Here is a 21,658-nt window from a genome sequence, read left to right as displayed (position 1 = left end):
CGGCGGCAGTCGCCGCCGACCACGCCTCATCCGATGCGGTGCATCCAGCCGTGGGTGTCCTCGGCGCGGCCGTACTGGAGATCGATGAGCGCCTCGCGGATCGCCATCGTCACCTTGCCGCCGTCGCCGTCGCTGCAGACCGCCTCGCCACCGTCCCAGCGCAGGGCACCGACCGGCGTCACGACCGCTGCGGTGCCGCAGGCGAACACCTCGGTCACCCGTCCGCTCGCGACACCGTCGATCCACTCGTCGATGGTGTAGCGACGCTGCTCGACGGTGCGACCCAGGTCGGCTGCGATCGTGCTGACCGCGTCGCGCGTGATGCCGTCGAGGATCGAGTCGCTGGCCGGCGTCACGATGGTGCCGTCGTCGTGGACGAAGTAGAGGTTCATGCCCCCGAGCTCTTCGATGTAGGTGTGCTTCTCGGAGTCGAGGAACACGACCTGCTCGCACCCGTGCTCGGCGGCGATCTGCTGCGGGAGGAGGCTCGAGGCGTAGTTGCCACCACACTTCGCCGCGCCCGTGCCGCCGGCGCCGGCGCGGGCGTACTCGCGCGTGAGCCAGATGTTGACGGGCTTGACCCCACCGGAGAAGTAGGCGCCTGCGGGTGAGGCGATCACGCAGTACGTGACGTGCTTGCTCGGTCGCACGCCCAGGAACGCCTCGGAGGCGAACATGAAGGGCCGCAGATAGAGACTGGTCTCGCCGCCGGTCGGGACCCACGCGCGGTCGGTCTCGACGAGCGCATCGATGGAGCCGACGAACCAGTCGACCGGGAGCTCGGGGAGCGCGAGGCGGTGCGCCGAGCGCTGGAAACGCCGGGCGTTCTCCTCGGGACGGAACGTCCAGATCGAGCCGTCGTCGTGCGCGTACGCCTTGAGACCCTCGAAGATCTCCTGGGCGTAGTGGAGGACCGCGGTGGCGGGGTCGAGCTGGAGCGGACCGTACGGCTTGATCGTCGGCGCCGTCCATCCGGTCTCCGGCGTCCACTCGGCGGTGAACATGTGGTCGCTGAAGTAGCGCCCGAACCCGGGGTCGGCGAGGATCTCGGCGCGACGCTGCTCTGGCACGGGCGACGGGGTCGGCTCGAGCGCGAACGAGAACGTGGCGTCGGCAGAGGTGGTCATGAGTGGCACGGTACTGGACCTTTCAGAGGGGGACGAGAGGAGGCAAGGTCACACCTCCGGTACGTCACCGGCCACACGCGACGCGATGGCCTCCCCCACCTCCTTGGTGGTGCGCCGTCCTGTCCTGGCGGTGATGTCCGCCGCGATCGCGCGGTCGAGCTGCGCGGCGGCCTCGGTGAGACCGAGGTGGTCGAGGAGCAGTGCGACCGATCCGATGGCAGCGGTCGGGTCGGCGACGCCCTGCCCTGCGATGTCGGGGGCGGAGCCGTGCACGGGCTCGAACATGCTCGGCGCCGTACGGTCGGGGTTGATGTTCGCGCTCGCGGCGAGGCCGATGCCTCCGGAGATCGCCCCGGCCAGGTCGGTCAGGATGTCACCGAACAAGTTGTCGGTGACGATGACGTCGAAGCGGGCGGGATCGGTCACCAGGAAGATCGTCGCCGCGTCGACGTGGAGGTAGTCGACGGCGACGTCGGGGAACTCCGGCGCGACCTGGTCCACGATGCGTGACCAGAGGCTGCCCGCGTGGACCAGCACATTGGTCTTGTGGACGAGCGTCAGCTTGTTGCGGCGCGTCCGGGCCCGCGCGAAGGCGTCGCGCACGACGCGTTCGACACCGAAGGCGGTGTTGAGGCTGACCTCGGTCGCCACCTCGTGGGGAGTGTCGGCGCGCAACCGGCCGCCGTTACCGACGTACGGGCCCTCCGTGCCCTCGCGCACGACGACGAAGTCCACCTCGCCCGCGTCACGCAGCGGGGAGTCGACCTGCGAGTACGTCCTGGTGGGACGCAGGTTCACGTAGTGGTCGAGCTCGAAGCGCAGACGCAGGAGCAGGTTGCGCTCCAGGAGTCCGGCGGGGATGCGGGGATCGCCCGGCCTGCCGCCGATCGCTCCGAGAAGGATCGCGTCGTGGCCGCGGATCTCGGCCAGCGTCGCGTCAGGAAGAACCTCTCCTGACTCGAGGTAGTGCTCGGCACCGAGGACGTACGGCGTCTGGGTGAAGGTGATCCCGTGGACGCGCGCGACCTCGTCGAGGACGCGGGTCGCCTCGGCGACGACCTCGGGGCCGATCCCGTCTCCGGGGATCACGGCCAGGGAGAAGCTGCGTGTCATGGGTGCACTCTACTTGCGCCAGTCCCAGCATCTGATACCGGGATCTCGGATGATGGTCAGTTGTCGTCCGGTCGCGGGCCGCCGTTGTCACGGAGGTCGAGGGCGGTCTGCACGGGGTTGCGGGGACCCTCGCCGCGGGACTCGTCGGACCAGTGGCGGCTCGGGCCCCACTCGGAGTACTGCATCTGCGTCTCGGACATCGTTCTCTCCTCTTCGGGTTGGTGTCGGTCCTGGCCGATGGCGCTGGAAACCGATTCCCCGAACGGGAGGAGGGTCGTACGGTGCGGGATCCTCGCTGCGGGTAGTCGGCCAACGCCAAGCTCCGCGGCGAGGTGTCGGCCTAGGAGGCCTCGCCGCGGCAGCCGAGGATTACTACCTGCTTCCGCATGATGGGTCGACGGTACGTCGGACTCGCCCGCTCTGTCCCGATTTCCGCCGACGATCTCGCTGACTGAGACTCGTGTCCAGGCTGTGGCGTGTGACAGACTCGCGACGTGAGTGCCCCCACCGAAGTTCCGCCCCTTGTCGCGCGCGCCCTGGACCTGTCACGGCGCAAGGGCTTCATCACCGCGACCCGCAACGAGACCGGACGCCTGCTCGCCGCGCTGGCCGCCTCGCGCAGGGGCACGCTGGCCGAGCTCGGGACCGGGTGCGGCGTCGGATCCGCGTGGCTGTCGAGCGGGGTCTCCGAGGGTGCTCGGATCGTCAGCGCCGAGCTCGACCCGACGCTGGCCGAGGCGGTGCAGGACCTGTTCTCCGACACCCCGACGGTCGAGGTGACCTCCGGTGACTGGAGCGCCCTCGAGCAGCACGCACCGTTCTCGCTCCTGTTCGTCGACGTGCGCGACGTGAAGCGCGCCGTCGACCAGGTCGCCGACCTCATGGAGATCGGCGGGATCGCCGTCCTCGACGACTTCACGCCGTCGCACACCTGGCCCCCGATCTACGAGGGCAGGGTCGACACCGTCCGCGAGCAGTGGCTCACCGACGAACGCTTCGTCGCCGTCGAGGTGATGGTCGCGCCGGACGCGTCGGTCATCCTGGCGACGCGGGTCTGACCTCGCTCGGGCTCGCTGCAGGCTCAGGCTCCGGCATCCGGACCTGGACCAGCGGCAGGAACGCCTGCACGAGGGGCCCGATCGTCAGCGCGTAGAGCACGGTGCCGACACCCACCGTCCCGCCGAGCAGCCAGCCGATGGCGAGCACCGTGATCTCGACCGACGTCCGCATCAACCGGACGCTGTAGCCGGTGCGGCGAACCAGCCCCAGAAAGAGCCCGTCACGGGGGCCAGGCCCGAGGTGCGCCCCGATGTAGAGCGCGCCGGCAAGACCGTTGAGCACGACACCGGCCACCAGCATCACGACGCGCAGCAGGAGCGAGTCTGGCTGCGCGAGCAGCCACAGGCCCTGGTCGACGGCGAGGCCGATGAGGATCACGTTGAGGATCGTGCCGAGACCGGGCCACTGGCGCAGCGGGATCCACAGCAGCAGAACTGCGGCACCGACGAGGATCGTGACCTGCCCGAAGGTGAGCGGGAGGTACTTCGTGAGTCCTTCGTGGAAGACGTCCCACGGGTCCAGACCGAGGCCTGCCTCGATCATCAGCGCCATCGACCAGCCGTAGAGCATGAGCCCGAACACGAGCTGAGGAAGCCGGCGCCCGAGCTTTCCCGACCGAAGCTGGTCGAGGGATGACTGGGTGTCAGGGGTGTACGGGGCGCGGGCCATGCCGTCCATCATCGTCGCGATTGGCCTACCGTTCGATAGCCAATCGTGACATGGTGGCCTACATGGCTCCCACATCGGTCCTGTCGGCGGAGCGTCTCCACGTCCTGCTCGACATCGAGGCGGACGACCCTCCCGGGTACCGCGAACTGGCCGACCTCATCCGACTCCTCGTGCTCGACGGGCGCATCCCGGCCGGCACACGGCTGCCGAGCGAGCGCGAGCTCACCGCCGCCCTCCCCCTGAGCCGGACGACGGTGACCCGCGCCTACGCGGTGCTGCGGGATGCCGAGCTGCTGGTCTCGCGGCGTGGGTCCGGCAGCGTCGTCACCCTGCCTCGCGGTGCCCGTCCTCCGTACACGCCTCCCAGCGGATCGAGCATGGTGGGCTGGACGATCGCTGCCGGCCAGGCGGCCCCAGGCGTCGGGCTGGCTTACAGCCGCGCGCTGGAACAGCTGCCCGCCTACCTCGCGCAGACCGGGTACGAGACGGTGGGCGTCCCGGTGCTCCGCGAGCTCGTCGCGCAGCGCTACGCCGACCGCGGGCTGCTCACCGATCCCGACCAGATTCTCGTCACCTCGGGGGCCCAGTCCGCGCTCAACCTCGTCAGCCGGACCCTCGCCGCGAGAGGCGATCGCGTCGTGGTCGAGAGCCCGACGTACCCGAACGCCATCGACTCGCTGCGCCGGACCGGCCTGCGCGTCCTCGGCGTGCCGCACGACGGCCACCGCCTCGACCTCGACGCGCTCGCCGCGGCCGTCCGCGCGGCGCCCGTCGCGTGGGCGTACCTGATCCCGGACTTCCAGAACCCCACGGGCGCACTGATGGACGACATCATGCGTCACGAGGTGGCGTCGATCCTGCGTCGCTCGACGACGGTCCCGATCGTCGACGAGACCATGCTCGACCTCGCGCTCGACGTCGAGGAGCGTGCGATGCCGGTCCCGCTGGCCGCGCACCATCCAGGCGCGATCACGCTCGGCTCCGCGAGCAAGTCGTTCTGGGGTGGCCTGCGGATCGGGTGGATCCGCGCCCCGCACGCCGTCGTCCCGCGGCTGGTCGCGGCGCGAGAGACGTTCGACATCGGCACGCCGGTGCTCGAGCAGCTCGCGGTCGCGGAGCTCCTCCGCGTCCGCGAGGAGGTGCTCGACGAGCGCCGAGACACCCTGCGCGCGCGCCGGTCCGCACTCAGGACGGCGGTGACCGATCGGTTGCCCGACTGGAGTCTCAACTCCCCCGCCGGCGGGTTGTCGCTGTGGGTGCGCCTGCCGAGGCGGGCCTCGAGCCGGCTCGTCGTCGCCGCGGAGGCCCAGGACCTGTTGCTCACCGCCGGCCCACGGTTCTACGCCGACGGCGGTGGTGAGTCCGCCCTGCGCCTCCCGTACGACCGCAGCACGGGCGCCATCGACGACGCCGTCGACCGTCTCGCCCTCGCATGGGAGACCGTGCTGGCCGGGCGCCCCACGTCGGGACCCTCGCGACGCGGCCCTGCGCTGACCGCGTAGCGGCTGTCACGATCGGCTACGCCCCGGACATGACGTGATGTGACGACGACACCAGACACGGCTCGCGAGGAGCGCTTCCGCGAGCTCTACACCGCCCACTTCGACGCGCTCCTCGCCTACGCCATCCGCCGGACGCGCCACCCTGACGACGCCGCCGACCTCGTCGCGGAGACCTTCCTCGTCGCCTGGCGGCGCTGGGACGCGATCCCGTCCGGGGACGAGAGCCGCCTCTGGCTGTACGGGGTGGCCCGGCACGTCCGCTCGAACGCCGAGCGCAGTGGGCGCCGCCGCGAGCGCCTCGGCGAGCGCTTGCGCCAGCAGCTGAGCGAGACCTCCGACGCCCACCCCTCCGACGACGTCGCGGAGCACAGTGCCGTCCGAACGGCGCTGCAGCGGCTCGGAGCGGCCGACCGTGAGCTGTTGATGCTCTCGGCGTGGGAAGAGCTCGAACCCCGCGAGATCGCACGCGTCCTCGAGATCAGTCCGAGCGCCGTACGGACCCGCCTGTCCCGAGCGCGTCGACGGCTTCGCGACGCCCTTGGCGACGACCATCCCGAACCCGGACGCGTGATGAGCGTCGGCACCATGCTCAGCCCTGAGGAGGGACGATGAACGACACCGACCTCGACCGCCGGCTCAGCGCCGCCGACCCGTACGTGCGGCACGCGACGCCTGACCTCGGCGGAGCCGACCGAGCCCTGCTGGACGAGATCATGGCCGACACCGCTCGACGCCCGCAGCGGTCGAGACGATCGTGGCGCTTGCCACTGGCCGGAGCGCTCGCGTCCGCTGCCGTCATGGCCGCAGCCCTCCTCGTCCCTGCTTGGGTGGGCTCGACCGACGACCCCGAGACGCCGGCCGCGCCTCCTGCCGCCTCCGAGCCGACGGTCGAGGCGCCCATCCGCTACGCCGCCGCCGTCGTCGAAGCCGCCGGCCGCCAGCCGCGGCTGCTGGTCGGCGAGCCCGGCTGGAAGGTGACCCACGTGTACGGGTTCGCCGAGGACGAGGGCACCATCGTGTTCACCCAGGGCGATCGCGAGCTCGAGTTCGTCTGGTACCGAGCCGACCAGTACGCCGGCTACTTCGAGGACCGTCTCGACGTCTCTGCTCCGCGACCGTTCTCGATCGACGGGCAGGACGGCAGCGAGTTCCGATACTCGACCACGGACATCGCCGTGATGCTGCGCCCGTCCGGCGGCACGTTCTCCGAGATCCGCACCGGCGGCGGCTGGAGGAATCGCGCCGAGATCGTGGCTGTCCTGCGAACGGTTCGAGCGGTCTCGGTCCCGGAGTGGCTCGCGGCGATGCCGCCGGAGATCGTCACTCCCGACAAGGCCTCGCAGGTGATCGACGAGCTGTTGGCCGGTGTGCCGCTCCCGCCGGGACTCGACCGTGCGTCACTCGACGACCTCGGCACCAACGACCGCTACCAGCTCAGCGCCCAGGTGCTCGAGCCGGTGGTGTGCGGCTGGGTCGGAGAGCTCCGGCGTGCCGAGGACGCGCGAGACGACCGGGCGAGGAAGGCCGCCGTCGAGGCGCTGGCAAGCGGGCGCCGCTGGCCGTTGCTCGCGCCGATGGACGCCGAGGGCGAGTATGCCGACGGGGTCCGGGCGGTGGCCGACGCGGTCCGCGACGGGGTTCCGACGCTCACGGTGCGGGAGATGTCCGGCTGCCCGTGACGGCAGGTGGGCGCGGGGAGGTCAGGCCCTCGGCCAGGTCTCCCCGCGCCACGACGCGTCCCAGAACATCCACTCGAATCGCGTCGCGCGCTCGTAGGCGGCGAGCATCTTCGTACGGCGCTCGGGCGTCGCCGCCGTCGCGAGGTGGTCGGCCCACCCCTCGGCCCGCGTGACCGCGGCGTCGAAGGCGGGGTCGGAGTAGGTGTCGATCCAGGCGCGGTAGGGATGCGCAGCGTCGGTCGCCTGTGCCGCGATCGCGCGCCCAACCTCCAGATAGACGCGGAAGCACGGCAGCACACCCGCAAGACCGACCTCGACCGGTGCGTACGCGGCGTCGGCGAGCAGCGTGCCGGCGTAGGCCTGACAGGTCGGCGTCGGCTCCGCCGCATCAGGCCCGTCCGGGTCGAGGCCGCGAGGCACGAGGAACTCCGCGTGCATCAGCCGCTCGGCCTCCACCGCCTCGGCGGCCGCGCGTGCGAGGCCGGCTGACAGCGCCGGGTCGCCCGCACGCGCGGCCAGCATCGCGAGCGTGCTGCCGTAGCGGGAGAGGTAGTGGGCATCGTCGAGCAGGTAGCGGCCGAACACGTCCTCCGGCAACGTCCCGGCGGCGAGACCGACCACGAAGGGGTGCTCGAGGATCGCGTCGTACCAGCTCGCGACGTGCGCCCACGCGGCCTCGGAGAACGTCCTCTCGTCCGTCACCCGCGCGACCTCCAGAGGTGGTCGACAGGTCCGTGGCCGCGACCCACCGAGTGCTCGGCGCCGCTGCGCAAAGCCCCGGTCAGGTAGTCCTTGGCCTCACCCACCGCCTCGCGCAGCGGCAGGCCGAGCGCGAGGCCGGACGCGATCGCCGACCCCAGCGTGCAGCCTGTCCCGTGCGTGTTGGGGCTGTCGATCCGCGGTGCACGATAGGTGCACGCACCCTCCGCGTCGACGAGCACGTCGATGCTCTCCGGACCCTCGAGGTGTCCGCCCTTGACCAGCGCGGCTGCAGCGCCCGCTGCGCGCAACGCGCGCCCGGCGGTCGCCAGCCCGTGGGGATCGGTCGCCGGCGCGGTGCCGGTCAGGACCGCAGCCTCCGGCACGTTGGGCGTGACGACGGCCGCCAGCGGCAGCAACGTCGTACGGATGGTGTCCACCACGTCCTCCCCGACCAGCGTGTCGCCGGAGGTGGCCACCATGACCGGGTCAAGCACGACGGGCACGTCCGCGGCGTGCAGGACGTCGGCGACCGCGAGCACGATCTCCACCGTGCCGAGCATCCCGATCTTGACCACGCTCACGTCCAGGTCGTCCAGCACGGCACGCACCTGCTCGGCGACGAACGCCGCAGGCACCGGGTGGATCCCGAAGACGCCGCGGGTGTTCTGGACGGTGAGCGCGGTCAGGGCCGCGGCGCCGTACACGCCGAGGGCGGTCGCCGTCTTGAGGTCCGCCTGGATCCCGGCGCCGCCTGAGGGGTCGGAGCCGGCGATGGTGAGCATGACGGGCACGGCGCTCAGGGCTGGACCTCCGAGCGTGCGGCGAGGGCGGCGTCGACGACCTCGCGGAGCGTGCGGGCGGCCGCACGCGGCTCGGGTGCCGAGCAGATCGCGGAGACCACGCAGATGCCGTCGGCGCCGGCGGCGACGACCGACGCGGCGTTCGATGCGGAGATGCCACCGATCGCGACGAGCGGGAGGTCGTCCGGCGTTGCCGCGCGCAGGCGGCGTACGCCGTCGAGTCCCCACGGCGCGGTCGTGTCGGGCTTGGTCGGCGTCGCCCACACCGGGCTGACCGCGAGGTAGCTGCACGCGGCGAGCGCCTCGGCGTCGTCGAGCTGGGCCAGGTCGTGCAGCGACCACCCGACGACCGCGTCGTCGCCGAGCACCTCTCGCACTCGCGCGGGGTGGAGATCATCGGGCCCGATGTGCAGGCCCGCACCGGGCACGGCGCGCGCCGCCGCGAGGTCGTCGTTGAGCACGAACGACGCACGGTCACCGACGCGCGCGGCGATCCTCGTGGCCAGCCGGATGCGTTCGTCGGTCGACGCGTGCTTGTCGCGGAGCTGGACGGTCGTCGCTCCCCCGTCGACGGCGTCGGCGACGACGTCGACCAGGTCCGCACCGTGAGGCACGGACCCGGTGACGAGATAGAGACGGACGTCTCCGGCCGGGCCGACCATCAGCGCGCGACGACCTCGGCGACCGCCTCGGAAGACAACGTGGACAGCGCGTCCAGCAACCGCCAGCGCAGCGATCCGGGACCCTCGGCGAGCGGCGCGGCCTTCTCGATCGCGGCCGTCAGGATCGCCAGTGCGCTCGCCGACGCCTCGAACGCGTCGTCGTGGACCGCGCAGGCCGCGGCGACCAGGGCGCTCGCGGAGCACCCGAGCGCGGTGATCATCGGGGCGCGCGCATCGCCGCCGTGGATCTCGGTCGTACGGGTGCCGTCCGTGACGATGTCGACGGCGCCCGTCATGGCGACGACGGTCTCCAGCTTGGACGCGAGCGCCTCGGCGTCCGTACGGACGTCGGCCGTATCGGCGTCGGCGTCGACCCCTCGCCCTGCCCCCGTCGAGGTCGCGATCGCAAGGATCTCGCTCGCGTTGCCCCGGATCACCGTCGGGCGGTGCTCGATCAGGGCAGCGGCGGACTCGCGCCTATAGGTGGTCGCGCCGACCGCGACCGGGTCGAGGACCCACGGCTTGCCCGTGGCCGAGGCGACCTCGACCGCGGCGAGCATGCCGTCGACCCACGGCGGGGACAGCGTGCCGATGTTGGCGACGACGGCCTGGGCGATGCCGGCGAACTCCGCGGACTCGTGCGGGTCGTGGACCATCGCCGGAGAGGCGCCTGCGGCATTGAGCAGGTTGGCGGCGATGTCCATCGACACGTAGTTCGTGATGACCTGCACCAGCGGGGTCTGCGCCCGGAGCTGGTCGTGGACGTGGGCAGCGGTACGGGGTTCGAGCATCAGGCTCCCTCTCGCCGGTATGACCCGGATCAGGTTCGGCGGGTGTGTTCTCAGCCCTTCGGGCACCCCGGCCTTGCAACTGCTGGCGACGATAACAGAAGTGCCGGGAGCCCCTTCCGCGACGTCGCACCGGCCCGCTAGCGTTCGGGCAACCCACCCGACTCCTTCCCACGAGGGGTATGCATGGCTTCCGCCCGTCGCGTCCGTCGCGCCTGGCGCCGCGGAGGGGTTCACGAGGTCTATCTCGCGTCCCGCCGCTGGCTCGCTCGTCTCATCTACCCCGGAGACCTCCCCGCGGCCCGCCAACGCCGACGGCGGTGAGTCCGGTCCCACGCCGTGATGCGCGTGGGACCGGGCTCACCGCCGGTCGGGACGTACGAGGGTCAGCGCGCAGCGGTGCCCTCGGTGTAGTCGTCGTCGCCGCTCTTGACCCAGGCCATGAGCTTGCGCAGCTCGCGGCCGGTGCCCTCGATCGGGTGCTCCTCGCCCTCGGCGCGCAGCTTCTTGAACTCTGCCGCACCGGCGTCCTGGTCGGCGATGAAGCGCTCGGCGAACGCGCCGTTCTGGATGTCGGCGAGGACCGCCTGCATGTTCTCCTTGACGCGCGCGTCGACGACCCGCGGACCGGAGACGTAGTCGCCGTACTCGGCCGTGTCGGAGACCGACCAGCGCTGCTTGGCGATGCCACCCTCGTACATGAGGTCGACGATCAGCTTGAGCTCGTGCAGGCACTCGAAGTAGGCGACCTCGGGCTGGTAGCCGGCCTCGGTCAGGGTCTCGAAGCCCGCCTGGACCAGTGCGGAGACGCCGCCGCAGAGGACCGCCTGCTCACCGAACAGATCGGTCTCGGTCTCCTCGGTGAACGTCGTCTTGATGCCGCCGGCACGCAGGCCGCCGATGGCCTTGGCGTAGGAGAGGACCAGGGGCCACGCGTTGCCGGTGGCATCCTGCTCGACGGCGACGAGGACGGGGACGCCACGGCCCTCGACGTACTCGCGGCGGACGAGGTGACCGGGACCCTTGGGGGCGATCATGCCGACGTCGACACCGGCCGGCGGCTTGACGTAGCCGTAGCGGATGTTGAAGCCGTGCCCGAAGATCAGGGCGTCGCCGTCGTTGAGGTTCGGCTCGATCGCCTCGGTGTAGAGGCTGCGCTGCGCCGGGTCGGGCGCGAGCACGACGATGACGTCGGCCTCGGCGCACGCCTCGGCCGGGGTGAGCACCCGAAGGCCCTCGTTCTCGGCCTTCTCACGGCTCTTCGAGCCCTCGGGGAGTCCGACGCGGACGTCGACGCCGGAGTCGCGCAGGGACAGCGCGTGGGCGTGGCCCTGGCTGCCGTAGCCGAGGACGGCCACGCTGCGGCCCTGGATGACGCTCAGGTCGGCGTCGTCGTCGTAGAACAGCTCAGGCACGGGGTTGCTCCTTCTCGTGGTGCCGTGTGGCACCGGGTGGTGCCGCTCGGATCAGACGTACGGCCCCTATCGACCGTACGCTCAGGCGGTCTGGGTGGACGCGCCGGGGACCGCCCGCAGGGTGCGGTCGGTGATCGACCGTCCTCCGCGACCGATCGCGACGCGTCCGGACTGGGCGATCTCGCGGATGCCGAAGGGCTCGAGCACCTTCAGCATCGCGTCGAGCTTGCCGGGGTCTCCGGTCGCTTCGATGGTCACCGCGTCGACGCCGACGTCGACGACCTTCGCCCGGAACAGCTGGACGGTCTCCAAGACCTGTCCGCGCGTCCGTGAGTCGGCGCGGACCTTGATCAGCATGAGCTCACGCTCGACCGAGGTGGTGGGCTCGAGCTCGACGATCTTGAGGACGTTGACGAGCTTGTTCAGCTGCTTGGTGACCTGCTCCAGAGGCAGCTCGTCGACGTTGACCACGATCGTCATCCGCGAGATCTCGGGGATCTCGGTCGGCCCGACCGCGAGCGAGTCGATGTTGAAGCCGCGGCGCATGAAGAGGCTCGCGACGCGGGCGAGCACACCAGGGGTGTTCTCGACCAGGACGGACAGGGTGTGCTGGCTCATCACAGTTCCTCGTCACCGAACTCGGGCGCCATGTCGCGCGCGATCTGGATCATGTCGTTGCTGACTCCGGCCGGGACCATCGGCCACACCATCGCGTCGCGGTGCACGACGAAGTCGATGACGACCGGCGCGTCGGTGATGGACATCGCCTTCTCGATCACCGCGTCGAGGTCCTCGGCCTTCTCGCACCGCAGCCCGACGCAGCCGTAGGCGTCGGCGAGCTTGACGAAGTCGGGGATGCGGGCCTCGTCGGCGCCGGTCTGCAGGTCGGTGTTGGAGTAGCGGCCATCGTAGAAGAGCGTCTGCCACTGCCGGACCATGCCGAGCGACGAGTTGTTGATGACGGCGACCTTGATCGGGATGCCCTCGAGCGCGCACGTCGCGAGCTCCTGGTTGGTCATCTGGAAGCAACCGTCGCCGTCGATGGCCCACACCACCTCACCGGCGCGGGCGACCTGCGCTCCCATGGCGGCAGGGACGGAGAAGCCCATCGTGCCCATGCCGCCGGAGTTGATCCAGCGGGCGGGGCGCTCGTGCTCGATGAAGTTGGCAGCCCACATCTGGTGCTGTCCCACGCCGGAGGTGTAGGTCGCGCCGGGGCCGGCGATCTGGCCGATGCGCTGGATCACCCGTTGCGGCGACAGCGACCCGTCGTCCGGCTCCTCGTACCCGAGCGGGTAGCGGGCGGAGAGCGCCTGCATCTGCCCGCGCCACGGGGTGTAGTCGGCGGGGTGCTCGGCGTACTCGGCCTGCAGCGCGACGACCAGGTCGGCGATCACCTCACGGCAGTCTCCGACGATCGGCACGTCGGCGGTGCGGTTCTTGGAGATCTCAGCCGGGTCGATGTCGGCGTGGATGACCTTGGAGCCGGGCGCGAACGACTCCAGGTGCCCGGTCACCCGGTCGTCGAAGCGCGCACCCAGCGAGATGAGCAGGTCGCTCTTCTGGAGCGCACCGACGGCCGCCACCGTGCCGTGCATGCCCGGCATCCCGAGGTGGAGGGGGTGGCTGTCGGGGAACGCGCCGCGCGCCATCAGCGTCGTGACGACAGGGATGCCGGTCATCTCGGCGAGGACCTTGAGCTCGGTCGAGGCGTTGGCCTTCACGACGCCGCCGCCGACATAGAGGACCGGGCGCTCGGCCGCCGCGATGAGACGCGCCGCCTCACGGACCTGCTTGTTGTGCGGCCTGCTGGTCGGCCGGTAGCCCGGGAGGTGCAGCTCGGTCGGCCATGCGAAGGTCGTCGCGGATTGCAGCGCGTCCTTGGAGATGTCGACCAGCACCGGCCCGGGTCGGCCGGTGGACGCGATGTGGAAAGCCTCGGCGATCGCTCGCGGGATCTCCGCGGCATCGGTCACGAGATAGCTGTGCTTGGTGATCGGCATCGTGATGCCGCGGATGTCGGCCTCCTGGAACGCGTCCGTGCCGATCGCGCGGCTCGCGACCTGCCCGGTCACGGCGACCATCGGGACCGAGTCCATGTAGGCGTCGGCGATCGCGGTCACGAGGTTGGTCGCCCCGGGGCCGGACGTCGCCATGCAGACACCGACCTTGCCGCTGGCCACCGCGTAGCCCTGGGCCGCATGACCGGCGCCCTGCTCGTGACGGACGAGGATGTGGCGGACCTTCTGCGAGTCCATCAACGGGTCGTACGCCGGAAGGATCGCGCCGCCCGGGATCCCGAAGACGACCTCGACCCCGGCGTGCTCCAGTGCCAGGACGAGGCTCTGGGCCCCGGTGACCTGCTCGCTCATCGCTGTCCCTTCGTACGGACCGGTCTCGCCGGCGTGTGGTGGGCGGCTGCCCTCGTGCTGGGGTCTTCTCGGACGGTCTGGTGGCAACAAAAAACCCCTCGGCCCGAGCGGGCATTCGAGGGGTGACGCGGAACCGTTGCCGGTCGCGCGTCAGTGGGGTACGAGAAGGAGGTTGCGCACGAGACAAGAGTGCGCGACGGGCCCCCGAGGGTCAAGCCAGCATCACCCGCGTCTCGCATCCTGAGATGTCCGTCCCACATGACGGCGTGCGCCCCTCCTCACGCTCAGCCCAGGACCGCCCCGTCCGCTGCCGAGCCGACGAGCTTGGCGTACTTCGAGAGCACGCCGCGCGGCGGCACGACGGGCAGCTTCGGCGTCCATCCGACCTTGCGCGCCTCGAGCTCGTCGGCGTCGATCTCCACGTCGAGGCGACGGTTCGCCACGTCGAGCGTGATGGGGTCTCCGTCGCGCACGAACGCGATCGGGCCGCCGTCGACGGCCTCGGGCGCAACGTGGCCGACGCAGAGCCCGGTGGTCCCGCCCGAGAAGCGGCCGTCGGTGAGGAGCAGGACGTCCTTGCCGAGACCGGCGCCCTTGATCGCCCCGGTGATGGCGAGCATCTCCCGCATGCCGGGGCCGCCCTTGGGCCCCTCGTAGCGGATCACGACGACGTCACCGGCACCGATGGTGTCGTCGGCGAGCGCGGCCATCGCGGCCTGCTCACCGTCGAAGACCCGCGCCGTACCGCTGAAGACGCTCTCGTCGAACCCGGCGCTCTTGACGACTGCTCCCTGCGGGGCGAGCGTGCCCTCGAGGATCGTGAGTCCACCGGTCGCGTGGATCGGGTCGTCGAGGCGGCGGATGACGTCGCCGTCGACGGGCTGCACGAGCTCCGCGAGGTTCTCCGCCATCGTCTTGCCCGTCACCGTGAGGGTGTCGCCGTTCATCAGACCGGCGTCGAGCAGCGCCTTCATGACGACCGGGATGCCGCCGACCTTGTCGACGTCGTTCATCACGTAGCGGCCGAAGGGCTTGAGGTCACCGAGGTGCGGCACCTTCTCACCCACCCGCACGAAGTCGTCCAGCGTGAGGTCGACCTCGGCCTCGCGGGCGATCGCCAGCAGGTGGAGGACGGCGTTGGTCGAGCCCCCGAGCGCCATCACGACCGCGATCGCGTTCTCGAACGCCGGCTTGGTCAGGATCTGCCGGGCCGTGATGCCACGACGGAGCAGGTTGACCACGGCCTCGCCGGAGCGGTGCGCGAAGCCGTCGCGTCGACGGTCGACCGCCGGCGGGGCGGCCGAGCCGGGCAGCGACATGCCGAGAGCCTCGGCGACCGAGGCCATCGTGTTGGCGGTGTACATGCCGCCGCAGGCCCCCTCCCCCGGACAGATCGCGCGCTCGATGCGGTCGACCTCGTCACGCGAGATCATGCCCTTCAGGCAGGCGCCGACGGCCTCGAAGGCGTCGATGATGGTGACGTCCTTGCCGTCGACCTGCCCTGGCATCGTCGAGCCCGCATAGAGGAACACGCTCGACAGGTCGAGCCGCGCCGCGGCCATCAGCATGCCGGGCAGGCTCTTGTCGCAACCGGCGAGGAGCACCGACCCGTCGAGCCGCTCGGCCATCATGACGGTCTCGACGGAGTCGGCGATGACCTCGCGCGACACCAGCGAGTAGTGCATGCCCTCGTGACCCATGGAGATCCCGTCGGAGACGGAGATCGTGCCGAACTCGAGGGGGTAGCCGCCCGCCGCGTGGACGCCGTTCTTCACTGCTCCGGCGAGACGGTCCAGCGAGAGGTTGCAGGGCGTGATCTCGTTCCAGCTGGAGGCGACGCCGATCTGCGGCTTCTGCCAGTCGTCGTCTCCCATGCCGACGGCACGGAGCATGCCGCGGGACGCGGTGCTCTCCAGTCCGTCGGTCACGTCACGACTGCGGGGCTTGATGTCGGGGGTCTCGGACGCCATGACTCAAGATTACGGCGGACGAGGCGGGGTCTGGACGACGGTCCCGGGGGCTGGGACTCAGCGGCCGGGCGGGAGCACGTACGGGGCGAAGGCGAGGTAGGCGCAGGTGACCGCCCAGATCACACTGGTCATCGTCCCGATGATGAAGCGCTCGGCCGTCCCCGTCGTCTCGCCCCGAACCCCGGTCGCCGTGCCCATCTTGAGCTCCGGATAGCGGCCCAGTCCTTTGACGGCGAGCACGATGGCGACGCCCTCGGGCCACCGGGCGGCGAGCGAGCCGAAGACGGCGAGCCGCTCGAGCGCCCCGATCCACACCCCGCCGCGCAGGATGTCGGCCGCGGCGCTCATCGTCTGGCCGTGCGTGGTCGCCGGTGAGCGCGAGGAGTCGATGGTGTCGAAGACGGCGGAGGTCACCACACCGCCCCCGGCGACCGCCAGGACCATGGCGAAGAGGATCAGGATGTCGTGCTGGACACCGGTGACGGGCTCTCCGAAGATGCTCGCGACGACGGCGAGCGCGACCGCGAGACCGAGCACTGCGCCGACCACCTGGCGTCCGGGCTCGCTCTGGACGAAGGCCCATCCGACCAGCGCCAGGCAGGCGGCAGCGACCACCAGCACGTAGGTCGTCATCGGCCTCGCTCCTCAGTGATTCTTCTGCTCCGGGTCGCAGGCTGCCAGGAGGTGCGCGGCGAGCGTACGGCCTCGGCGCTCCTCGGTCCAGCCCGCGACGGCGAGGCGGCTGCTCATCGCCTGCGCCGTGATCCCCAGCCCTGCCGCCGCGGACCGCTGGGTCCCGCCGTCCGCCATCGCATCGACCGCCTCCCACCCGGCGTCGGTACGCCGGGACAGCAGGCCGGCGAGCAGCCACAACGCAGTCTCGGCATCCTCCGCCGGACCGGTGTCCTCGGCGCGGACGCACACGGGCTGCGGCTCGGACTTGGCACGCTCGACGGCCTCTCTCGCGTAGACGTAGGCAGGGCCGCGCCCGGCCCGGGTCGTGTCGGGGAGCGGCCCTTCGACCACGCCGGCCCCGATCCCGATCCACCACCGGCGCTCGCGCAGGGCGTGCACGACGAGATCGGCGACCTGTCTCGGATCCTCCACCAGGCCCTGGACCTCGTCGCCGGCGGTGCGCTCGAAGGGGCGTACAGGATCGGCGATGCCCGCGAGGGTGACGAGGAGCTCGGGCACGGCGTCACGGTCTCGGCGGCTTCGCCGCTGGTCGAGCGTCATGACATACACGACGGCCCTCCATCAAGGTTGCAGAGTGGATCCTTAGAGATCAAGCCTGCATCTTTGATTGTATGATGTCAAGCGGTCAGGGTTGATGATCGCTCTGCACGTCACCTCAGACCATGGCCGCACGCACGCACATCACGTCGGGAAGGTGCGAGGCGACCTCCGCCCAGGTCTCCCCCTCGTCGGCGCTGGCGAACACACTGCCGTCGCGCCCACCGAGATAGAGGCCTGCCGGCAGTCCGTACGCCGGCGCGTCATCGGCCCGGAACGCGTCACGCATCACGGCCGCGTAGTAGGGGTCGGGCAGACCCTTGCCGAGATCGCGCCAGGTCTCCCCCGCGTCGTCGGAGCGCCACACCCGCGCCTGCGCCCCCGGCGGCATCCGGTCGGAGTCGGCGACCAGAGGGAACACGTACACGGTGTCGGGCTGGGCGGGGTGCACCACGATCGGGAAACCGAAGTCGCTCGGCAGCCCGTCAGCGATCGACGTCCACGAGTCACCGCCGTCGTCGGACCGGTAGACACCGTGATGGTTCTGGGCGTACATCCGCTCCGGCCGGTCGGGGTGCGAGGCGACCTTGTGCACGCACTGCCCGAACTCCGGCCAGGGGTCGGGGAAGAAGTAGGCCTTGATGCCGACGTTGTGCGGGTCCCAGCTCGTCCCCCCGTCCTCCGTGCGATAGACACCGCCCGTCGACATCGCGACGGTGACGCGCGCCGGGTCGACCGGGTCGGGCACCACGGTGTGGACGGCCTGACCGCCGAAGCCGGCGTCCCACTCCGTCCGGTGAGGGTGGTCCCAGAGTCCGCGCACGAACGAGAAGGTCTCGCCGCGGTCGGTCGACCGGAACAGCGCGGAGGGCTGGGTCCCGGCCCACACCTCGTCGGTCTCGGTGCCCGGCGTCAGCTGCCAGACCTGCTCCAGAGCGACCCCCGCGTCCTCGGGGAAGCGGATGCCACCGCCGGGGGTCTCCGACCACGTCTCGCCGAGGTCGTCGGACCAGGTGACCTGAGGACCCCAGTGCTCGCTCATCGTCCCGACCAGCAGGCGTGGCGCCTCCCTGCGGGTGTCGATGCACGTCGCGTAGACCGCGTTCATCCCGAACAGCGGCCCACGCAGCTCCCACCTCGAGCGGTCGTCCGAACGACCGATCCACAGTCCTTTGCGCGTGCCGATCAGCAGCATGGCCTCCATGACGTCCCACCCGGTCTTCTCGCTCGACGTGCTCACCAGTGTTCCTAATTGGAATACTGGCTACGCTAAGGACGTGCCGAGCGCCCTGTCAACGACCTCGTACGCTCTCCTCGGTCTGCTCACGCTCGACCCGCACGACGCCGCGGGGCTTACCGGCTACGAGCTCAAGCAGCGCTGCGACCAGACGCTGCGCTACTACTGGGTCTCCCCTGCCACCAGCCAGGTCTACACCGAGCTGGCACGGCTCGCGCAGAACGGGCTGGTCGAGGTCACCGACGCCCCGAACGGACGGCGGAGCACCCGCCGGTACGCGGTCTCGGAGGCCGGCAGGACCCACCTCCTGGAGTGGCTCGAGTCCTCCGAGCCGGCGTTCCCGGTCCTCAAGCACCCGGTGGCGTTACGCCTGATGTTTGCCCACATGGTCTCGCCGGAGCACGTCCAGCGATGGCTGGACGTCTACATCGCCCAGCTCGAGGAGCGCACCGCCGAGCTCCGTGGCGTCCGCGAGATGCTCGGTGACGACCCCCGCCTGAGGTCGCCGGCGACCGTCGCCGACTGGGGGCTCGCCTACTTCGCGAGCGAGCGCGCCATCGCCGAGGACCTCCGCGAGGTCGGAGGGGACGTCCAGGGCTGAAGCACGGGTCGCGTACCGTCAGGTCGGCTGTTCCACCTCACGAAGGGATCCCCGTGGCTCGCATCGCCCTCGCCAGCTCCGCGTCCGACGTCGACGACGCCGAGGTCACGCTGCTGAGCGACGCGCTCGGCGCCGACGGCCACGACGTCGCCGTCGAGGTGTGGGACGACGACGCCGTCGACTGGCATGCCTACGCGCTCACCGTCGTGCGCTCGACCTGGGACTACACCCCGCGTCGCGAGGCGTTCCTCGAGTGGGCCCGGCGGGTGCCGCGACTGCGCAACCGGGCGGAGGTGATCGCCTGGAACACCCACAAGACCTACCTTCGCGACCTCGCCCAGGCCGGCTGCCCCGTGATCCCGACCGCCTGGGACGTCACCGACGAGGAGACGCTCGTCGCCCACGCCGATGCCTGGGCGATCCCGGTCGACGAGACCGAGTGGGTCGTCAAGCCTGCCGTCTCGGCGAGCTCGCGCGACACCGCGCGCTGGTCGGACGTCGACGACGCGCTGGCCCACAGCCGGTCGCTCGTGGAGGCGGGCCGTACGGCGATGCTCCAGCCCTACATCGCCTCGGTGGACGACGAGGGTGAGACCGCGCTCCTCTTCGTCGGCGGCGAGCTCTCGCACGCCGTCGTCAAGGGCGCGATGCTCCGCCGGGGCGAGGGGGTGCGTCACGATCGTGACGCGCGCGAGAGCATCACGCCGACCACCGCCACCGACGCACAGCTCGCCGTCGCCGCGCAGGCGCTCCGGGCGGCCACCCAGGCGCTCGGCGGCGGCCCCGACCTGCTGTACGCGCGGGTGGACGTCGTCACCGGTCGGGACGGGGCCCCGCAGCTGCTCGAGCTGGAGCTGACCGAGCCGTCGCTGTTCCTTCCGTCGGTCGACGGGGCCGCCGAGCGGTTCGCGGCGGCGATCACCTCGACGGTGAACTCTTTGGGACGCGTCTAGAGTCGACGCATGGGCGTACGCGACCGGCTCGGGCACGAGCTGTTCGCCCGCGTTGCGGGCGACGACGGGGCGCGTCGTCGCGTGCGCATCCATGGCGCCGACGGTCCCCGTCGGTTCGGACCGGACGACCCGATCCAGCGTGTGCACGGGGACGCCTCGATGTTCGTGGGAGGCATCCGTGCCCTCCTCCTCCAGTCGCTCCACCCGCTCGCGATGGCGGCCGTGGACCAGCACTCCGGCTTCCGCGGCGACCCGTGGGGGCGCCTCCAGCGGACGAGCGGCTTCCTCGCCGAGACCACCTTCGGCACGGTGGAGACCTCGGAGCGGGCCGTACGCATCGTCCGGGCCATCCATCGACGGGTGCGCGGGACGGCACCGGACGGACGGCCGTACGCCGCCGACGACCCCCATCTGCTGACCTGGGTGCACGTCGCCGAGGTGGACAGCTTCCTGCGGGCGCACGACCGGTACGGAGGATCGCCGCTCTCTCCGGACGAGCGCGACCTGTACGTCGCGCAGGCGGCCGAGGTCGCGCGGGCCCTGGGAGCCGACGATCCGCCCTCCGACACCGCCGGGCTGGCCGACCGGCTCCACGCCTTCCGGCCCGAGCTCGCCTCCACCGCCGCCGCGCGGGAAGCCGCGCGCTTCCTGCTGCTGACTCCGCCGGTGCCGTGGGCGCTGCGACCGGGCTACGCCGCACTGTCGGGCGCCGCGGTCGGTCTGCTCCCCCGCTGGGCTCGCAGGCCGCTACGGCTGCCGTGGCTCCCCGTCACCGAGACGCTCGCCTTCCGAACGGCCGGGTCGGCGGCGACGAAGACCATCAGATGGGCGATGCAGCCGGGACCGCCGAACGCGGTCAGCGGTGGAGCCGGACCTGGTTGAGCAGGTCCTCACCGGCCGCGAACCGCTGGAGCTGATCTCTGACCAGCGCGAGGATCCGGGGTCGCATCGCCGAGGTCCCGCCCGCGACGTGCGGCGTCAGGAGGAGGTTGGGCGCTTTCCACAGCGGGTGGTCGGCCGGCAGCGGCTCGGGGTCGGTCACGTCGAGCGCCGCGCGCAGGCGTCCGTCCTCGAGCTGGGCGAGCAGCGCCTCGGTGTCGACCACGGGGCCCCGTGCGAGGTTGACCAGCAGCGCACCGTCGCGCATCGCGGCGAGGAACTCCGCGTCGACCAGGTGACGGGTGGCGTCGGTCAACGGCGTGAGGACGACGACCACGTCGGCCGTCGGCAGCAGCTCGGAGAGCTCCGAGGAGGCGTGCACCCCTTCGCGTGCGTGCCCGGCCACGCGGACGATCTCGACCTCGAAGCCGGCGAGCCGGCGTTCGAGAGCGTGACCGATGCTCCCGTAGCCCACGATCATCACGGTCTTGTCCGCCAGGGAGTCCCACCACCGGTACGGCAGCCAGTGCTGCTCGTCCTGTGCCCGAACGAAGGCGGGGATGCCGCGCAGGGACGCGATGATTGCGCCGACCCCGAGCTCGGCGGTCGCCGCGTCGTGGACGCCGCGCGCGTTGCACAGGGTGACGCCGTCCGGGATCTGCGCCGCGATGCCGTCGGTGCCGGCCGACTGCGCCTGGATGACGCGAAGCCGAGGCATCCTCGCCGCGATCTCGCCGACGGAGAACGACAGGTCGTACGGGAGCACCCACATCTCCGCCTCAGCCAGGACGTCGTCCGGGGGGAGGTTCGACGCATCTCCCGAGAACGGCACGACGGTCAGCCCTTCGGGCGCCGACAGCTCGTCGGCGCCGAACGGCGTCACCACCACGGTCATCG

At 71.2% G+C, this 21,658-nt stretch carries 22 protein-coding genes, 1 pseudogene and 1 riboswitch; of the genes and pseudogenes, 7 read left to right on the top strand and 16 right to left on the bottom strand.

From position 1 onward, the window contains the following. Positions 1-26: 26 nt before the first annotated feature. Genes KV100_RS01785 through KV100_RS01775 form a run of 3 tightly spaced genes read right to left on the bottom strand, consistent with a single transcriptional unit; the run spans position 27 to position 2,440 of the window. Positions 27-1,127 carry a branched-chain amino acid aminotransferase gene (locus KV100_RS01785; RefSeq protein ID WP_220341195.1) on the bottom strand — a complete coding sequence of 367 codons (1,101 nt, stop codon included), beginning with the start codon at positions 1,125-1,127 and terminating at the stop codon, positions 27-29. Positions 1,128-1,175: 48 nt separating this feature from the next. Beyond that, on the bottom strand, positions 1,176-2,240 hold the full coding sequence (locus KV100_RS01780) for a 3-isopropylmalate dehydrogenase (protein ID WP_220341194.1): 1,065 nt from the start codon (positions 2,238-2,240) through the stop codon (positions 1,176-1,178). 56 nt (positions 2,241-2,296) lie between these two features. After that, a complete protein-coding gene (locus KV100_RS01775; RefSeq protein ID WP_220341193.1) occupies positions 2,297-2,440 on the bottom strand; it encodes a hypothetical protein in 144 nt (47 codons plus the stop codon). 294 nt (positions 2,441-2,734) lie between these two features. Between KV100_RS01775 and KV100_RS01770 the strand changes: the two genes are divergently transcribed. Beyond that, a complete protein-coding gene (locus tag KV100_RS01770; protein WP_220341192.1) occupies positions 2,735-3,298 on the top strand; it encodes an O-methyltransferase in 564 nt (187 codons plus the stop codon). Here KV100_RS01770 and KV100_RS01765 read toward each other — a convergent pair. Next, positions 3,276-3,968, bottom strand: coding sequence for a YitT family protein (locus KV100_RS01765; protein WP_255565892.1), 693 nt, complete (start codon positions 3,966-3,968; stop codon positions 3,276-3,278). The two genes, KV100_RS01770 and KV100_RS01765, sit on opposite strands and share 23 nt — an antisense overlap. Positions 3,969-4,030: 62 nt before the next feature. On the opposite strand from KV100_RS01765, the gene KV100_RS01760 reads away from it, so the two are divergent. The 3 genes from KV100_RS01760 to KV100_RS01750 are packed head-to-tail and all read left to right on the top strand — an operon-like array spanning position 4,031 to position 7,149. Continuing rightward, positions 4,031-5,470 (top strand): PLP-dependent aminotransferase family protein, encoded by a 1,440-nt coding sequence (locus KV100_RS01760; protein WP_220341190.1) that lies wholly within the window; start codon positions 4,031-4,033, stop codon positions 5,468-5,470. Positions 5,471-5,509: 39 nt separating this feature from the next. After that, complete coding sequence (locus KV100_RS01755; protein ID WP_220341189.1) at positions 5,510-6,082, top strand: RNA polymerase sigma factor; 573 nt, start codon at positions 5,510-5,512, stop codon at positions 6,080-6,082. Continuing rightward, positions 6,079-7,149, top strand: a complete 1,071-nt coding sequence (locus tag KV100_RS01750; protein ID WP_220341188.1) for a hypothetical protein — start codon at positions 6,079-6,081, stop codon at positions 7,147-7,149. The genes KV100_RS01755 and KV100_RS01750 overlap by 4 nt, the downstream gene beginning before the upstream one ends. 21 nt (positions 7,150-7,170) lie before the next feature. On the opposite strand, the gene KV100_RS01745 is transcribed toward KV100_RS01750, so the two are convergent. From KV100_RS01745 to KV100_RS01695, 11 genes are all read right to left on the bottom strand, one after another. Beyond that, a complete protein-coding gene (locus tag KV100_RS01745; RefSeq protein WP_220341187.1) occupies positions 7,171-7,851 on the bottom strand; it encodes a TenA family protein in 681 nt (226 codons plus the stop codon). Then, positions 7,848-8,633 carry a bifunctional hydroxymethylpyrimidine kinase/phosphomethylpyrimidine kinase gene (gene thiD / locus KV100_RS01740; RefSeq protein WP_220341186.1) on the bottom strand — a complete coding sequence of 262 codons (786 nt, stop codon included), beginning with the start codon at positions 8,631-8,633 and terminating at the stop codon, positions 7,848-7,850. The genes KV100_RS01745 and thiD overlap by 4 nt, the downstream gene beginning before the upstream one ends. Positions 8,634-8,647: 14 nt before the next feature. Continuing rightward, positions 8,648-9,313, bottom strand: a complete 666-nt coding sequence (gene thiE / locus KV100_RS01735; protein ID WP_220341185.1) for a thiamine phosphate synthase — start codon at positions 9,311-9,313, stop codon at positions 8,648-8,650. Continuing rightward, complete coding sequence (thiM, locus tag KV100_RS01730) at positions 9,313-10,104, bottom strand: hydroxyethylthiazole kinase (protein ID WP_220341184.1); 792 nt, start codon at positions 10,102-10,104, stop codon at positions 9,313-9,315. The genes thiE and thiM overlap by 1 nt, the downstream gene beginning before the upstream one ends. Further along, positions 10,093-10,184, bottom strand: a riboswitch (TPP riboswitch). (Overlaps the previous gene by 12 nt.) A 303-nt stretch (positions 10,185-10,487) precedes the next feature. Beyond that, entirely contained in the window at positions 10,488-11,516 is a 1,029-nt protein-coding gene (gene ilvC, locus KV100_RS01725; protein WP_220341183.1) for a ketol-acid reductoisomerase, read from the bottom strand. Between the two features lie 81 nt (positions 11,517-11,597). Continuing rightward, positions 11,598-12,134, bottom strand: coding sequence for an acetolactate synthase small subunit (gene ilvN / locus KV100_RS01720; RefSeq protein WP_220341182.1), 537 nt, complete (start codon positions 12,132-12,134; stop codon positions 11,598-11,600). Continuing rightward, the gene (locus KV100_RS01715; RefSeq protein WP_220341181.1) at positions 12,134-13,888 is read right to left on the bottom strand and encodes an acetolactate synthase large subunit; all 1,755 of its coding nucleotides are present in this window, start codon (positions 13,886-13,888) and stop codon (positions 12,134-12,136) included. The genes ilvN and KV100_RS01715 overlap by 1 nt, the downstream gene beginning before the upstream one ends. Positions 13,889-14,172: 284 nt before the next feature. Beyond that, entirely contained in the window at positions 14,173-15,858 is a 1,686-nt protein-coding gene (ilvD, locus tag KV100_RS01710) for a dihydroxy-acid dehydratase (protein WP_220341180.1), read from the bottom strand. A 57-nt stretch (positions 15,859-15,915) separates the two neighbouring features. Next, a complete protein-coding gene (locus KV100_RS01705) occupies positions 15,916-16,491 on the bottom strand; it encodes a hypothetical protein (RefSeq protein ID WP_220341179.1) in 576 nt (191 codons plus the stop codon). 12 nt (positions 16,492-16,503) lie between these two features. Continuing rightward, positions 16,504-17,052, bottom strand: a complete 549-nt coding sequence (locus tag KV100_RS01700; protein WP_301021650.1) for a transposase — start codon at positions 17,050-17,052, stop codon at positions 16,504-16,506. Positions 17,053-17,209: 157 nt separating this feature from the next. Continuing rightward, complete coding sequence (locus tag KV100_RS01695) at positions 17,210-18,295, bottom strand: exo-alpha-sialidase (protein WP_220342454.1); 1,086 nt, start codon at positions 18,293-18,295, stop codon at positions 17,210-17,212. Between KV100_RS01695 and KV100_RS20315 the strand changes: the two are divergent. The 3 genes and pseudogenes from KV100_RS20315 to KV100_RS01680 all read left to right on the top strand — a co-directional run. Beyond that, positions 18,285-18,623, top strand: a pseudogene (locus KV100_RS20315) (PadR family transcriptional regulator); the annotation flags it as partial. The gene KV100_RS01695 and the pseudogene KV100_RS20315 sit on opposite strands and share 11 nt — an antisense overlap. A gap of 359 nt (positions 18,624-18,982) precedes the next feature. Continuing rightward, the gene (locus KV100_RS01685; protein WP_220341176.1) at positions 18,983-19,882 is read left to right on the top strand and encodes a hypothetical protein; all 900 of its coding nucleotides are present in this window, start codon (positions 18,983-18,985) and stop codon (positions 19,880-19,882) included. A gap of 9 nt (positions 19,883-19,891) precedes the next feature. Next, the gene (locus KV100_RS01680) at positions 19,892-20,764 is read left to right on the top strand and encodes an oxygenase MpaB family protein (RefSeq protein WP_220341175.1); all 873 of its coding nucleotides are present in this window, start codon (positions 19,892-19,894) and stop codon (positions 20,762-20,764) included. Here the strand turns inward: KV100_RS01680 and KV100_RS01675 are convergent. Beyond that, positions 20,739-21,656 carry a 2-hydroxyacid dehydrogenase gene (locus tag KV100_RS01675; RefSeq protein ID WP_220341174.1) on the bottom strand — a complete coding sequence of 306 codons (918 nt, stop codon included), beginning with the start codon at positions 21,654-21,656 and terminating at the stop codon, positions 20,739-20,741. The genes KV100_RS01680 and KV100_RS01675 overlap by 26 nt on opposite strands. Positions 21,657-21,658 lie beyond the last annotated feature (2 nt).

The sequence above is a fragment of the Mumia sp. zg.B21 genome (assembly GCF_019550855.1).
GTDB lineage: Bacteria > Actinomycetota > Actinomycetes > Propionibacteriales > Nocardioidaceae > Mumia.
Note: the sequence above shows the minus strand (reverse complement) of the source record. Positions and strands in the feature narration are given on the sequence as shown.

Coding starts and splice junctions, on each gene's coding strand:
- KV100_RS01775 (WP_220341193.1), bottom strand. CDS start 2,440: ATGTCCGAGACGCAGATGCAGTACTCCGAGTGGGGCCCGAGCCGCCAC.
- KV100_RS01785 (WP_220341195.1), bottom strand. CDS start 1,127: ATGACCACCTCTGCCGACGCCACGTTCTCGTTCGCGCTCGAGCCGACC.
- KV100_RS01705 (WP_220341179.1), bottom strand. CDS start 16,491: ATGACGACCTACGTGCTGGTGGTCGCTGCCGCCTGCCTGGCGCTGGTC.
- KV100_RS01760 (WP_220341190.1), top strand. CDS start 4,031: ATGGCTCCCACATCGGTCCTGTCGGCGGAGCGTCTCCACGTCCTGCTC.
- KV100_RS01750 (WP_220341188.1), top strand. CDS start 6,079: ATGAACGACACCGACCTCGACCGCCGGCTCAGCGCCGCCGACCCGTAC.
- ilvN (WP_220341182.1), bottom strand. CDS start 12,134: ATGAGCCAGCACACCCTGTCCGTCCTGGTCGAGAACACCCCTGGTGTG.
- ilvD (WP_220341180.1), bottom strand. CDS start 15,858: ATGGCGTCCGAGACCCCCGACATCAAGCCCCGCAGTCGTGACGTGACC.
- thiD (WP_220341186.1), bottom strand. CDS start 8,633: ATGCTCACCATCGCCGGCTCCGACCCCTCAGGCGGCGCCGGGATCCAG.
- KV100_RS01765 (WP_255565892.1), bottom strand. CDS start 3,968: ATGGCCCGCGCCCCGTACACCCCTGACACCCAGTCATCCCTCGACCAG.
- thiE (WP_220341185.1), bottom strand. CDS start 9,313: ATGGTCGGCCCGGCCGGAGACGTCCGTCTCTATCTCGTCACCGGGTCC.
- KV100_RS01675 (WP_220341174.1), bottom strand. CDS start 21,656: ATGACCGTGGTGGTGACGCCGTTCGGCGCCGACGAGCTGTCGGCGCCC.
- KV100_RS01780 (WP_220341194.1), bottom strand. CDS start 2,240: ATGACACGCAGCTTCTCCCTGGCCGTGATCCCCGGAGACGGGATCGGC.
- KV100_RS01695 (WP_220342454.1), bottom strand. CDS start 18,295: ATGGAGGCCATGCTGCTGATCGGCACGCGCAAAGGACTGTGGATCGGT.
- thiM (WP_220341184.1), bottom strand. CDS start 10,104: ATGCTCGAACCCCGTACCGCTGCCCACGTCCACGACCAGCTCCGGGCG.
- KV100_RS01680 (WP_220341175.1), top strand. CDS start 19,892: ATGGGCGTACGCGACCGGCTCGGGCACGAGCTGTTCGCCCGCGTTGCG.
- KV100_RS01715 (WP_220341181.1), bottom strand. CDS start 13,888: ATGAGCGAGCAGGTCACCGGGGCCCAGAGCCTCGTCCTGGCACTGGAG.